At 62.8% G+C, this 13,822-nt stretch carries 11 protein-coding genes; 3 read left to right on the forward strand and 8 right to left on the reverse strand.

All coding sequences use genetic code 11. From position 1 onward, the window contains the following. The first annotated feature begins 26 nt into the window (after positions 1–26). The gene (locus AC0GUR_RS06750; RefSeq protein WP_472876695.1) at positions 27–833 is read left to right on the forward strand and encodes a phosphodiester glycosidase family protein; all 807 of its coding nucleotides are present in this window, start codon (positions 27–29) and stop codon (positions 831–833) included. Between the two features lie 60 nt (positions 834–893). Beyond that, positions 894–3,314 carry a penicillin acylase family protein gene (locus AC0GUR_RS06755; RefSeq protein WP_472876696.1) on the forward strand — a complete coding sequence of 807 codons (2,421 nt, stop codon included), beginning with the start codon at positions 894–896 and terminating at the stop codon, positions 3,312–3,314. A gap of 195 nt (positions 3,315–3,509) precedes the next feature. Here the strand turns inward: AC0GUR_RS06755 and dapE are convergent, their stop codons facing one another. From dapE to map, 8 genes are all read right to left on the reverse strand, one after another. Continuing rightward, a complete protein-coding gene (gene dapE / locus AC0GUR_RS06760) occupies positions 3,510–4,643 on the reverse strand; it encodes a succinyl-diaminopimelate desuccinylase (protein WP_472876697.1) in 1,134 nt (377 codons plus the stop codon). Positions 4,644–4,705: 62 nt separating this feature from the next. Beyond that, the gene (locus AC0GUR_RS06765; protein WP_472876698.1) at positions 4,706–5,773 is read right to left on the reverse strand and encodes a VIT1/CCC1 transporter family protein; all 1,068 of its coding nucleotides are present in this window, start codon (positions 5,771–5,773) and stop codon (positions 4,706–4,708) included. A 1-nt stretch (position 5,774) separates the two neighbouring features. Further along, entirely contained in the window at positions 5,775–6,128 is a 354-nt protein-coding gene (locus tag AC0GUR_RS06770; RefSeq protein ID WP_472876699.1) for a Spx/MgsR family RNA polymerase-binding regulatory protein, read from the reverse strand. Continuing rightward, positions 6,125–6,898 carry a hypothetical protein gene (locus AC0GUR_RS06775; RefSeq protein ID WP_472876700.1) on the reverse strand — a complete coding sequence of 258 codons (774 nt, stop codon included), beginning with the start codon at positions 6,896–6,898 and terminating at the stop codon, positions 6,125–6,127. Before AC0GUR_RS06775 ends, AC0GUR_RS06770 begins: the two co-directional genes overlap by 4 nt. 5 nt (positions 6,899–6,903) lie before the next feature. Further along, positions 6,904–7,908, reverse strand: a complete 1,005-nt coding sequence (dapD, locus tag AC0GUR_RS06780; protein WP_472876701.1) for a 2,3,4,5-tetrahydropyridine-2,6-dicarboxylate N-succinyltransferase — start codon at positions 7,906–7,908, stop codon at positions 6,904–6,906. Continuing rightward, positions 7,862–8,413 carry a YfaZ family outer membrane protein gene (locus AC0GUR_RS06785; RefSeq protein ID WP_472876702.1) on the reverse strand — a complete coding sequence of 184 codons (552 nt, stop codon included), beginning with the start codon at positions 8,411–8,413 and terminating at the stop codon, positions 7,862–7,864. Before AC0GUR_RS06785 ends, dapD begins: the two co-directional genes overlap by 47 nt. Positions 8,414–8,543: 130 nt before the next feature. After that, positions 8,544–11,198, reverse strand: a complete 2,655-nt coding sequence (gene glnD / locus AC0GUR_RS06790; protein ID WP_472876703.1) for a [protein-PII] uridylyltransferase — start codon at positions 11,196–11,198, stop codon at positions 8,544–8,546. 601 nt (positions 11,199–11,799) lie between these two features. Then, positions 11,800–12,567 carry a type I methionyl aminopeptidase gene (map, locus tag AC0GUR_RS06795; RefSeq protein ID WP_472876704.1) on the reverse strand — a complete coding sequence of 256 codons (768 nt, stop codon included), beginning with the start codon at positions 12,565–12,567 and terminating at the stop codon, positions 11,800–11,802. A gap of 347 nt (positions 12,568–12,914) precedes the next feature. Here map and rpsB point away from each other — a divergent pair, with 347 nt between their 5' ends. After that, on the forward strand, positions 12,915–13,808 hold the full coding sequence (rpsB, locus tag AC0GUR_RS06800; RefSeq protein ID WP_472876705.1) for a 30S ribosomal protein S2: 894 nt from the start codon (positions 12,915–12,917) through the stop codon (positions 13,806–13,808). The last annotated feature ends 14 nt before the right edge of the window (positions 13,809–13,822 follow it).

A 13,822-nucleotide genomic window follows, 5' to 3' on the forward strand; every position in this document is an offset into this window, starting at 1 on the left:
AGGTCGCCCCGGCGACCATCTGGGGTATGTCTGCGTTCATCCACCAGCCCAGTCGACTGCTATGGCTGCTCGCCCCGCTCCTGCTGTTGGGCGGCGTGGCGGGGTGCTCGCGGCAGGCGCAGGCAGTGGACAGCACAGAGCACGTGTTCGAAAACCAGAACTTCCGCGTGGTCAGCATCGACCTCAAGCGCGAGACGCTGAGCTTGCACTGGAAAGATCCGGAGAACGGCGAGCCCTTCAGCAATATCAATGCACTGCGCCAATGGGGCATGTCGCATGGCCAGCGCATGCTGTTCGCCGCCAACGCGGGCATCTACGACCGCCAGTTCGCGCCGCTGGGCCTACACGTAGAGAACGGCAAGACGGTGGTGCCGCTGAATCTTGCCCATGGCAATCCCGCGTCCGGCAATTTCTCCTTGCTGCCCAATGGCGTATTCGCCATCTATCCGGACGGGCACGCCGAAGTGCGCACCAGCACCGACTTCAAGGCGGAAGGCAAACCCACGCAATGGGCCAGCCAGTCCGGCCCGATGCTGGTCATCGACGGCAAGCTCAACGATCAGTTCATCGATGATTCCAACAGCCTCAAGTGGCGCAGCGGCGTGTGTGCAAAGACCCCGCACCACGTTGTGTTTGCCGTCAGCGAGGCGCCGGTGAACTTTCATACCTTTGCGCGACTGTTCAAGGAAGAACTGGGCTGTCGCAACGCGCTGTACCTGGATGGCACGATCTCGCAGTTCTACGTGGAAGGCGAAGGTTATGCCGGCGCGCCCACGTTCATGGTGAAGCCATACGCCGGTATTTTCGCAGTGTTTGCCCGACCGACACCTTGAGGCCGCGATTGCTAGCGGTCTCTTGTTCTTCCACGACCATCTGACCGAGCCATCCGCGCCATGACCCGCCCTCGACGTTTTCGCTGGCTTCGTACTCTCGTCGGTACCCTGTTGATCCTGTTGCTTGGTGTCTTTGTTGCCGGCTGGTACCTGTTGGCCGGCAGCCGCGCGCGTCTCGATGGCGAGGTGCATCTGCCTGGCCTCGGCGACGCTGTGGCGATCTCCCGCGATGCCTTAGGCACCGTCACTGTGCAGGCCAAGAGCCGCGACGACATCAGTTACGCGCTCGGTTATGTGCATGGCCAGGAGCGTTTCTTCGCCATGGACCTGATGCGCCGCCAGCCCGCCGGTGAACTTTCGGAGCTGGTGGGCGCAAAGGCCCTCGATACCGACATCAATCATCGCCGCCATCGGCTTCGCAGCGTGGCGGAGGCTGCCTATGCAGCGCTGACGCCAGAGCAGAAGCACACACTCGACCTCTATGCCGCCGGCGTCAATGCAGGCCTATCCGATCTGCATGTAAAGCCGTGGGAATACCTGCTGTTGAACACCAAGCCGCAGCCGTGGCGGCCGGAGGACGGCTTCCTGGTGATCGCGGCGATGTACCTGGACCTCAATGGCGACGGTCGCAATGAGCGCGAACTGCACATGGCCCAATTGCGCTCAGCATTGCCTGCACCCGTGGCGGACTTCCTGCTGTCGCCTGATCCGGACTGGGAAGCACCACTGCAGGGTGATCTCTCGCGACCACCAGTGATTCCTGGGGCCGACGTGTTTGATCTTCGTCGCGCGCAACCGGCGAGCCACGCTGACGAGGCGGCGCTCACGGCAGCGTTGCTGCCTGCGCTGGACCAGCCGCGCCCCGGCAGCAACAACTTTGCCGTGGCGGGCAACCTCACGGAGAACGGTGCAGCCATCCTGGCCAACGACATGCACCTGGGCCTACGTGTGCCCAACATCTGGTTCCGTGCGCGATTGCGTTATCCCGACCCCACCGCGCCCGGTGGCCAGCGTGACGCCAACGGCGTTTCCCTGCCCGGCACGCCAGCCTTGGTGGTCGGCTCCAATGGCCAGGTGGCATGGGGCTTCACCAACAGTTATGGCGACTGGCTCGACTGGGTGCGCGTGCGACGCGACCCGACCGACGCCACACGCTACAAGGTGCCCGAAGGCTGGGCCAACATCGAAACGCATGACGAGGTCATCCGCATCAAGGATGCGCCGAGCCACACGCTGAAGGTGGAAGTCACGCGCTGGGGCCCGATCATGGGCAAGGACGTCGACGGCACGCCACTGGCACTCGCGTGGATCGGTGATCGCGCTCGCGGCTACAACCTCAGCGTGATGCAGCTGGAGCACGCGGACAGCGTGCATGCCGCGCTCGATCTTGCCGCCACCATGGGCATGCCACCGCAGAACCTGCTGGCCGGCGACAGCGCGGGCCACATCGGCTGGACCGTCACCGGAAACTGCATTCCGTTGCGCAAAGGCTTCAATCCGCAGCTGCCGGCCGATTGGTCCACGGCCGACACCGGTTGGGTGGGCTGTGCCGATCCCTCGCAATATCCGCGCATTGAAGATCCCGCCGACGGGCGTCTGTGGACGGCCAACAACCGCACCGTGGATGGTGCGGAACTCGAGCTGCTCGGCAACGGCGGACACGATCTGGGTGCACGCGCGCAACAGATTCGCGACGACCTGCGCGCTCGCAACAGTTTCACCGCCGGCAACATGCTCGACGTACAACTGGACAATCGCGCCGTGCTGCTCACGCGCTGGCAACGCCTGCTACAGGACACACTGGCGGGTACGCACGATCCCGAGTTGGAACAGCTGCGCCAGCTCACCGCCACATGGATGGGGCGCGCCGCGCCGGAAAGTGTCGACTACCGACTGGTACGCGCCTTCCGCGACAAGGTAAAGGGAGATGTCCTAGCGCCATTCGTCGCGCAGGTGCAGGACAAGCACGACGACTTCCGCTGGCCCGGCATGATCGACGCTGAAGCGGCCGTGTGGGCGCTGCTGCGCGACCGCCCCGAGCATATGCTCGATCCCAAATACGACAACTGGAACGCCCTGCTGCTGGCCGCAGCGCGTCAAGTGGCGGATGAACTAGGCAAGCAACCCGGCGGCCTCGCCGCACGCAGCTGGGGCGAAATCAATCGCACCGCCATCCGCCATCCACTGTCACGCGCCCTGCCCGCCTTTGTCGGGCGCATGCTGGACATGCCTGACGAGCCAGTCGCCGGCGACCACAACATGCCGCGCGTCGTTTCACCGGGCTTTGGTGCCTCCGAACGCCTGGACGTGATGCCCGGCCACGAAGCGCAAAGCATCCTGCACATGCCGGGTGGCCAAAGCGACAACCCGCTATCGCCGTATCACAGCGCGGGCCACGAAGACTGGGTGAATGGACGCCCGACGCCGCTGCTGCCGGGGCCGGACCAGCACACGCTGACGCTGCTGCCGGGCAAGGATTAATGCAACGGCATCAAAAGGGTGGCTCTCAAAAGAGCCGCCCGGCCCTTTCCTGTAGGAGCGCACTTGTGCGCGATCACCCGACGGAGCGCTGCCGGTGAAGCTCCACGGTCGCGTACAAGTGCGCTCCTACAGAGAGGCAGCCAGACGCAATTTCGGAGCGACCTTCTCATCAATACCGCCGACAGCTCTCTGTTATCAATCGAGCAATCGGTTGCAGATGGCGTGATATAGCGACGGCAGTTTCTCGAGATCGGCCACCGCCACGCATTCGTCCACTTTATGGATGGTGGCGTTCACCGGCCCGAGCTCCACGACTTCTGCGCCGAGCGGCGCAATGAAGCGACCGTCCGAGGTACCACCGCCCGTGCTTTCCTCGGGTGCGATGCCGCACAGCTCGCGGCACACGGAAACCACCGCTTCACGCACCGCGCCACCGGGAGGCGTGAGGAATGGCTCGCCCGACAGTGACCATTCGATCTGCCAGTCCACGCCATGTTTGTCGAGAATGGCCTCAGTACGCTTGCGCAGATCTTCCGCGCGGCTTGCTGTGCTGTATCGGAAGTTGATCAGCGCCGTGAGGGTGCCAGGAATGACGTTGTTGGCGCCAGTGCCTGCATTGAGGTTGGACACCTGGAACGAGGTGGGCGGGAAATCCTGGTTGCCTTCATCCCATCGCTCGGCCGCCAGCTCGGCCAGAGCCGGCGCGAAGGTGTGAATGGGATTCTTCGCCTTTTCGGGATACGCCACGTGGCCCTGCACACCGCGCACTACCAGCGTGCCCGACAGCGAACCACGCCGACCGACGCGGATCAAATCACCCAGCCGCTCTTTCGACGAGGGCTCACCCACCACGCACCAGTCGATGAGCTCGCCGGTGGCACGGAAATGCTCAGCCACGCGACGCACACCATCGAGATTGGTCGGCCCTTCTTCGTCACTGGTCAGCAGCAGCCCTACGCGGCCGCGATGATCCGGGTGCTGGGCCACAAACGCCTCCAGGGCCACCACCATGGCGGCCACGCCACCCTTCATATCGGCCGCGCCGCGGCCATAGAGAAAACCATCACGGATCGACGGCTCAAACGGATCGCTCTTCCACTGCTCGATCGGGCCGGAAGGCACCACGTCGGTGTGCCCCAGGAAAACCAGCAAGGGACCGCCAGCACCGTGTGTCGCCCACAGGTTATCGACCTCGCCAAAACGCAGCTGCTCTACCTTGAAGCCAACCGCTTTCAGCCGCTCGCCAATCAGGTGCTGGCAATCCGCATCGTCCGGCGTGACTGAGCGGCGGCGGATCAAATCACAAGTGAGATCGAGTACAGCTGACATGATTCCCTCGAGCCTTGGAACAGAACAGATGGACGCCGATACCAAGCACCAGCGTGTCGACGCTAACCGCTAAGGGCCGTACCAAGTACATGACCCACCGCATAAGTAATACCAGCCGCCGCCACCGTAATGGCCAGCTGTCGCGCAATGGAGAACATCATGCTGCGCCCGGTGAACAAGGCCGTGCCCATGCCGATCAGCACCAGTCCGGCGATGGTCGACCCAATGCAGGCCATGAACGCGGCATTGCCCTTGAGGAAGAGATAAGGCGCGACGGGAAACAGTGCACCCAGGGCAAACAGGCAGAACGACGAAATGGCGGCGCCCCAGGCCGATCCGCCCAGTTCTTCGGGATCAATGCCCAGATCCTCGCGCACCAGCGTGTCCAGCGCCGTACGCGGACGCTCCGAAATCTGCTCCGCGAGCGCGTCCGCCGTCTTCGGCTCCATACCCTTCTCGCGATAGATGCCAGCGAGACTCAGGGCACCGTCTTCTGGCGAAACCGCCAGACGCTCCGCGCGGGCCGCGATCTGCGCCTGGTAGAACTCGCGCGAGCTGTTGACCGACAACCACTCACCCAGCGCCATGGAGCACGCGCCCGCCACGAGGCCGGCAAAACCCGCCAGCAGAATGGCGTGATCGCCGGATGCGGCTCCGGCCATACCCATCACCAGGCTGCCATTCGACACCAGACCATCATTGGCGCCCAGCACTGCCGCGCGCAGCGTGTTGCCGCTTTGCGTGCGATGACGACCGCTGCGTGTCGTTGGTGCGGTGGGTTCGACGAAGTGGTCGCGATAGCCATTGCGATCCACCGGCGTCGGCAAATGATCCGCATGTTCCAGACGCACCACGGTAGGCATCACGAATTCGGTGCCAAAGCGGCGCGCAAACCAGGTCAGCACATGCACTCGCGCGCCCACGCGCGCGGGAGGCACTTCCGCCCCCATCTGCGTCAAGCGCTCTTCCCAAAACGTGGCATTCGCGCGCTCGCCATCGGCAATACGGCGATAGGCGCGACTCAGCCGCTGGTCCGAGGCAAGCTCGGCCAGATGATCGTAGAGCATGGCGTTGTCGCGCTCGATACGCAGATTGGCACGGTAATGTCGGGCCGAGCGTGGCTTGCTCATGTCAGTCCCTGAACAGTTTCTTGAAACCGTTGTCCGTAAAACCCACGCTCACCGAACCATCGTCCTGCACCACCACCGGACGACGCACCAGCGCGGGATATTCCTTGAGTAGCAAGGTCCACTCTGGATCGCTGCCCGGGTCCTTGCGCTGCGGCAGCAGATTGCGCCACGTCGTGGAGGATTTGTTGACCAGCTTTTCCCAGCCACCCAATTGCTGCGCCCATGCTTTCAAGGTCGTCGCCGGCACCGGGTTCGCGCGGTAGTCCACGAAGCTGTAAGGCACTTCAAAACGATCCAGCCAATTGCGCGCCTTCTTGCATGTATCGCAATTGGGCAGTCCATAAAGTGTAGTCATTCGATCGTGTCCGTTTTGAGCCGCTGTCGCCGCAGCATGCGCAGAATGAAGAAGAATGTCGTCGCCGCCGCAAGGTGTTTGATGGTGTGTCCGCTGATCACTCCGCCAGTCGCCTCGAAGATCGGCCTGTCGAGCCTCTCGCCGACAAACGCAACGCCGTAGCTGGCGAACGCCGGTATGAATAGCCAACGACCCGTCCATGGCGTCGACAGCACCAGCAATGCCAGCAGGATAAGCAGGATCGCGCCAGCCTCTGCCAAGAGATAAGGCAACAAGTTGCCACTCCACTGCCAGTAAACCACGCTACCCATGCCCAGCAAGGTCAGCACGACCAGCGGCATGTCGCTGCGCCAGTGCAGCCGTTCAGCGCACGTGGCGGCAAGCAGCGGCATGAACACCACGGTCATCGGCAAGCGATCCCATACCAGGCGTGCGTCCGAGGGTGCCCAATGGTAGTAGCCAGAGCCGAACGCGGTAAGGATCAGGCCCACGAACATCAGCCCATAGGCGCGTCGTGCAGTCCGATCCATTGCGCTTATCGCTGGCCGGCGCATCGACAGCAGCCCTGCAAGCCCGAACACCAGGAACATCGCATTCGACATCACGTCCCCACCATTGGGAACGAACATCCAGCTGCGCTTGTCCGCGAAATCGTGATAGCCCTGCGGCTGGGCAAACGGCGGCAGCAGGAACGCAAGCAGCAACAACACCAACCCGACACCCTCAAGTACGAAGAAACGACTCCGCAATGAAGGTGACTGGGTTGGCATGACGCTTACTCCGCGCTGCGCAGTAGTTCGTTGATACCGGTCTTGCTACGGGTCTTCTCGTCCACCTGCTTGACGATGATCGCCGCATACAAGCTGTGGGAGCCATCCTTGGATGGCAGGCTGCCGGCCACCACGACACTGCCAGCCGGCACGCGACCGTAGCTGACTTCGCCCGTAGCGCGGTTGTAGATGCGCGTGGATTGGCCCAGGAACACGCCCATGCCGATCACGCTGCCCTTCTCGACGATCACGCCTTCAACCACTTCCGAACGCGCACCGATAAAGCAGTTGTCTTCGATGATGGTCGGGTTGGCCTGCAGCGGCTCAAGCACGCCACCAATGCCCACGCCACCCGACAGATGCACGCCCGCGCCGATCTGCGCGCACGAGCCGACCGTGGCCCAGGTATCGACCATGGTGCCCGCACCGACGTAGGCGCCGATGTTGACGTAGCTGGGCATCAACACGGCATCTTTGGCCACGTGCGCACCGCGTCGCACCAACGCGCCGGGTACCACGCGAGCACCGAGGCCTTGCAGTTCAGCGTCATTACCATGTGCGAAACGCAGGGGCACCTTGTCGAACGCCAGCGCCGGGCCACCGTCTACGACGCGGTTGCCGTTGATGCGGAAGTACAGCAGCACGGCTTTCTTGATCCACTGATTCACCGTCCAGCCGCCCTTGCCATCCGGCTCGGCGACGCGGCGCTCACCGGATTCGAGCAGGTTGATCACCTGCTCCACGGTTGGGCGCAAATGCGTGTCGATCTCAGCCTGGGTCAGCTCGTTGCGACGTTCAAAGGCATCGTTGATAAGAGTTTCGATGGTTTGCATGGTGTTCACGACAATATGGGCTCGAAGGGGCAGCGCCTGGCGCCGCAAGGGACAAGGGATTCTGACAGAAAAGCCGTCCATCGCGAGTCGACGCCTGCGCCACCCGGAGAGCGACGCAGGCATGCCGGATTTACAGGCCCACGTGGATGCCGAACATCGGGCCCTTATAGAGATCATGGTCACCGAGGCCGTCGAACGACGTACGCATGCGCCGGTAACCGCCGAAGACGGACATGTTGCCGCCCAGCCGCACATTCACCTGGGCACCGACGTCATAGCCATGATTCATGTCGCCGTTGGTCAGTGCTTCAGGCGTATAGAAGCCATAAGCGCCGAGTGACAGCCAGCGAATGCCGGTCGGCACGCTCACCGAACCGCCCACACCGACGCCACCGCCCGACGCGTAACGCGCATCCTGGTACTGGTAGCGCGCGCCGATTTCCCAATGGATATCGCGCGATGCCGGCACGATCATGAGTGCGGCGGAGTAGACGTCCGCGTCGCCGCGCCGATCATCCGTCTTCAGGTAGCCGAGATCCGCGCGCAATCCAGTGGAAAGCGGCACACCGAGATTGATGCCAATCGAACCATCGCCGCCGACAGCGGAAACCGAAGTGGCAGACACAGGCGCGCAGAACGACAGGCCCACGAGCAGGGCCAGGAAAAGCTTGGGGGTATTCATACAGCGAGTGATTCCTTTGAAACAGCCAAATCCGCGCGGGGAATGACGAACAGTGTCGTCAGCGCGGTAGGGCCATTACACCCGCTGAAAGAAGATATGCCAAGTTCTTGCGATCAGTGCCGAGGCGCGGTCACGCGCGCTTCTCCTTAGCCGGCCCGAGTCGTTCGAGTAGCGCATGCAGTAGTCGATCCTGCAGTTCGGCGCTTAGCGGTGCGTCATGCCGGTCGGTGATCAGGAAAAAATCTTCCACGCGCTCGCCAAACGTCGCGATACGCGCATCGTGCACGCGCACGCCCGCATCCATCATGCCCTGCGCCACCGCCGCCAGCAGGCCGGGACGATCGCTGCACACCAGTGCCAGCCGCGTACGCCCACCCACGGTGCTGAACGCGATCTTGGGGGTGGCCTGAAAGTGCCTAAGATGACGCGACATGCTGCGACGTGACGGTTGATGTACATGCCCCGGCTGCGACAAGGCGCGATGCATGCGCTGCTTCAGCTCCTCGGCACGCTCGGGGGTAGCCGGTAGCTGCGTATCCGACTCCAGCAACAGGAAGGTATCCAATGCCATGCCCGTAGGCGAACAGAGAATGCGCGCCTCCATCACGGAGAGATGCAAACGATCGAGCATCGCGGTTACCGCTGCGAACAAACCATCGCGATCGCGTACGTAAACGAACAACTCCGTGGTTCCGCGGATGGATTTCGGATGCACTTCCACCAGCGGCGTCGCGCCACGCGCACGCAAAATAGCGGCGGTTTGCCAGGCGATCTGTTCCGGCCGGTGACGCAGAAAGCTCGACTCGGGAAACCCCCGCCAAAGGCGCTGGCAAACGTCTGCCGTGAAACCCTCGCGCTCAAGCAGCATCAGAGCCTGCTCCTGGCACGCGCGAACGCGGGCTTCCGCGTCGGCAGGTACTTCCTCTTCGCTGCGCAGCGCGTATCGCGTGGACGTATATAGGTCGGCCAGCAACCGATCCTTCCAGCCATTCCACAGTTTCGGGCTGGTACCAATGATGTCGGCAATCGTCAGCAGATAGAGCAAATCCAGCCGTTCGGCGTCCCCCACGGTCTCAGCAAATCGCTGCACCACATCGGGATCCGTGATGTCCTGTCGTTGCGCGGTAGTACTCATCACCAGATGCCAACGCACCAGCCACGCCACCAGCTGAATGTCGTCCTCTGGCAAGCCGATGCGCCGCCCGAAGGCGAGCGCCTCTTCTTCGCCAAGCACGGAATGATCACCACCACGTCCCTTTGCGATGTCGTGGAACAGCGCGGCAAGCAGCAGCAATTCTGGCTTTGGCAGCGTGGGCCAGATTTCGCAGGCAATGGGAAACTCGCCGGCAGACGCGGCGTCAGCGAATCGCGCCACATTGCGCAGTACGCGCAGCGTGTGTTCGTCCACGGTGTAGACGTGGAACAGGTCGTACTGCATGCGCCCGAACACCTTGCCGAATGCAGGCAGGATGGCAGCCAGCAGACCATGGCGATTCATGCGCCACATTGCCTCCACTGCCGGCGCACCCAATCGCAACAAACGCAAGAATGCAGCGAGCACCTCCGGATCATCCGCCAATGTGTGTTCCAACATGGCTGACGCCTGATGCATGCGCCGCATGGTTTCAGCGGTAAAACCGGTAATCCCCGGTTCGCCCAGGCGCACAATGAACGCTTCCACCAGCGCTGCCGGCCGACGCATGAAGAGATCGGGGTCACGCACAGCCAGCCGCTTACCGTAGCGGACGAAATCATCGCCCACCGGTTTGGGCTCCGTCGGTGGCTCGAGCATTTCTTCAAAACGCTCGGCAATCTGCACGCCCAGTCGCTCCACCTGACTGGCTGCGCGGTAATAGCCTTGCATGAACTGCTCGACGCCGAGATTCTTCTCGTGCTCGTCCTGAAAACCGAGCTGCTCCGCCAGCGCTCGCTGATAATCGAACAGCAATCGCTCCTCGGCCCGCCCGGCTTCCAGGTGCAATGCAAAACGGTAACGACGCAGCGTCGCCTCAGACTGCTCCAGCGAATCCTTTTCCGCGGGATCGAGCAACCCTTCCGCCACCATGTCGTCGAAGTCTTCGGCATGCGCGAGTCGACGCCCCAGCCAACGCAACGCGTCGAGCGTGCGCAGGCCGCCCGGGCCATCCTTGATATTCGGCTCGAGGTTGTACGCCGTATCGTTGTAGCGCGCATGGCGCGCGTCGCGCTCGGCGAGGCGCACTGCAAGGTAGGCGGCAGGAGGCCACAATGCCGGATCATTCACAATCGCGTTCAGCCCCCGCTCCATTGCGGGATCGCCCACGAGACGCCGGGCATCGAGCAGGCTGGTGAACACACTCGCATCGTTCGCGGCAAGCACACGGCATTGCAAGAGATCACGCACCGCGTGTCCCACCTTCAGACCGATGTCCCACAACGTCGCGAAACACTGCTCCAGCGCGCGCAGACGGGCCGGCTCTGATGGTCCTACCAGCGCCAGCAAATCGACGTCCGAATGGGGAAACAACAGACCACGCCCAAAGCCGCCCACGGCGAACAGCGCTGCATCCGTCACATCGCCCAGGCAAGCCACCCATACGTGCACCACGATGCGCTGCACCGACTCACTGCGCCGATGGGCCAGCGCGGTGACATCAGCACCATCACGGAATGCGGTGGCGAGGGATCGATCCACGTCGCCCAACAGCTGACGCAACGCCCGGCGCGCATCCGCCGACACACCCGAACGCGGCACTGCCGCAGGCAGGCGTGGCAACGGGGGCAGCACGAACGGAGCGACGGGCATGATCAACGGACGTGTGTGGCGATGCAGCAAGTCTGCCACGCATGGGAGTTAGGTGCAGGTGGGATTTGGGGAAATGGTGGAAAATGGCGAGCCATTAGCCAATTCGGAAGAACAACGGCTCTGATGATTGTCTGGCGCTAGATTGCCCCCTCACCCCAACCCTCTCCCCACCGGGGAGAGGGAGCAAGAGCGCTAAACGACACCAGCTTTAAGCCCTCTTCGCTGCGGCGCGTTGCGGTGTAGCCTCCACATGTGTCGTGCGATCGTGACGATCCGGGCTTCGTCGGCGCCAAGGCTCGTATTCAACACGACGCCATGAGCTCTTCTAGGCCGTTTTCTTTGGGTTACTTTTCTTTTGGGCCAGCAAAAGAAAAGTGACTCGAGCGCCGGCAGGGGATCGAAACGCCCGCCGCGTAGGCGGCACGCTGGCGGAAGGGCTAGATCAAGAGAGAAAGTCACTGGATGACCAGCCATTCGGCTGTTGAAAAGCGCCTCCGGCCTTCGCCGGGATGACGGTGAGGGGATCACGCGTTCTCGCGAGCACCCGCCCACATCCCTGCGCAGAAAAAAGGGCCGCCGAAGCGACCCTTTTCTCAACACCTCAGCCCGCATCCGGCCAAGGCGTCAAAATCTCAAATCCATCATCCGTCACCGCAATGGTGTGCTCCCACTGCGCCGACAGCGAATGATCCTTGGTCACCACCGTCCAGCCATCCGGCAACTGCTTGGTCTGCGGTTTACCGGCATTGATCATCGGCTCCACCGTAAAGGTCATGCCCTTCTTCAACTCCAGGCCCGTACCCGAACGCCCGTAGTGCAGCACCTGCGGCTCATCGTGATAGACCTTGCCGATACCGTGGCCACAGTACTCGCGCACCACCGAGAAACCCGCTGCCTCGGCATGCTTCTGGATAGCGGCACCGATATCGCCCAGGGTGGCGCCCGGGCGCACCGCCTGGATGCCGCGCATCATGGCCTCGTAGGTGGTATCCACCAGTCGCTTGGCCAGCACCGACGGTGTGCCCACGAAATACATGCGACTGGTATCGCCGTGCCAGCCGTTCTTGATGACGGTGACATCGAGATTGATGATGTCGCCATCCTTCAGGGCCTTGGCCGGACTCGGAATACCATGGCAGATCACATGGTTGACCGAGGTGCACAAGGTCTTGGGAAAGCCGTTGTAGCCCACATTGGCTGGAATCGCCTTCTGCACATTGACGATGTGCTCGTAGGCGAGCCGGTCCAGGTCCTCGGTGGTCACACCGGGCTTCACGTGCTCTTTGAGCATGGCGAGCACTTCGGCGGCCAGCTTGCCGGCCTCGCGCATGGCCTGGATGTCTTCAAGGGTTTTCAGAGTAACTGCCATAGTTCCGCTCATATGGCGGCAACCGTGCCGGGCTTCAACACATGGAAACCCAAGCAACTTGCCGCGCTGCCGGCCAACCGGCTACAATTTCGAAGTTTTGCTGACCCGACCCGTCCGTTTCGACTGATAAGTCAGGTCGTCGCAAAGCGGGGAAGATTGTAACCGCGTTGCGGTACAAACCCCACAAGTCCTTGATTGGACAACTAAACGCCACACACGCGTCGGCACCGCCTTCGGGGTGCCTCGGCCAGCCCACCACTTCATTGGGGCTACCGGGGTCGAAGCCGGGGATGCGTGGAGGTCCCAACCCCCGGGCCTAGCCGGCCCAACAATTTGGAGTTTTACCCATGGCTCAAGTCACCATGCGCCAGATGCTCGAAGCTGGCGTGCATTTCGGTCACCAGACCCGTTACTGGAACCCGAAGATGGCTCCGTACATCTTCGGTGCTCGCGGCAAGATCCACATCATCGACCTCGAGAAGACCCTGCCGCTGTTCACCGACGCGATGCACTTCCTGTCGGCGATCGCGCAGAAGCGCGGTACCGTGCTGTTCGTCGGCACCAAGCGCTCCGCCCGTGAGCCGCTGGCCGAAGAAGCCGCACGCGCCGGCATGCCGTTCGTTACCGCCCGCTGGCTCGGTGGCATGCTGACCAACTTCCGCACCGTCAAGCAGTCGGTTGCCCGCCTGAAGGAGCTGGAAGCCGCTGAGACCGATGGCAGCTTCGACCGCCTGGTCAAGCACGAAGTGCTGGCCCGTCGCCGTGAGCGCGACAAGCTGCAGAACTCGCTGGGCGGCATCAAGGACATGAACCGTCTGCCGGACGCCCTCTTCATCATCGACATCGGTCATGAAGACATCGCCGTGCAGGAAGCCAAGAAGCTCGGCATCCCGGTCATTGCCGTGGTCGATACCAACTACAACCCGGAACTGGTCGACTACGCCATCCCGGGCAACGACGACGCCATCCGCGCCATCCAGCTGTACGCCCGCGCTGCCGCTGACGCCATCCTGGAAGGCAAGGCCGCTGCGCCGGCCGCCGCCCAGGGCGACGCCAACGAGTTCGTCGAGCTCGACGAAGAAGGCAACCCGGTTGCCAAGGAAGAGCGCAAGGCTGCCCCGCGCCGTGACGACCGCAACAACCGCGGCCCGGCCAAGAAGGGCGCTGGCGCGCCGCGTCGTGACGGTGGTCGCGGTGGCCGCGGCGGCCGCAACGACGAATCGTCGTCGGACGGCGAGTAAGCCTTCCCTGCCCC

It is taken from the genome of Dyella sp. PARNA 12/25 (assembly GCF_055702865.1).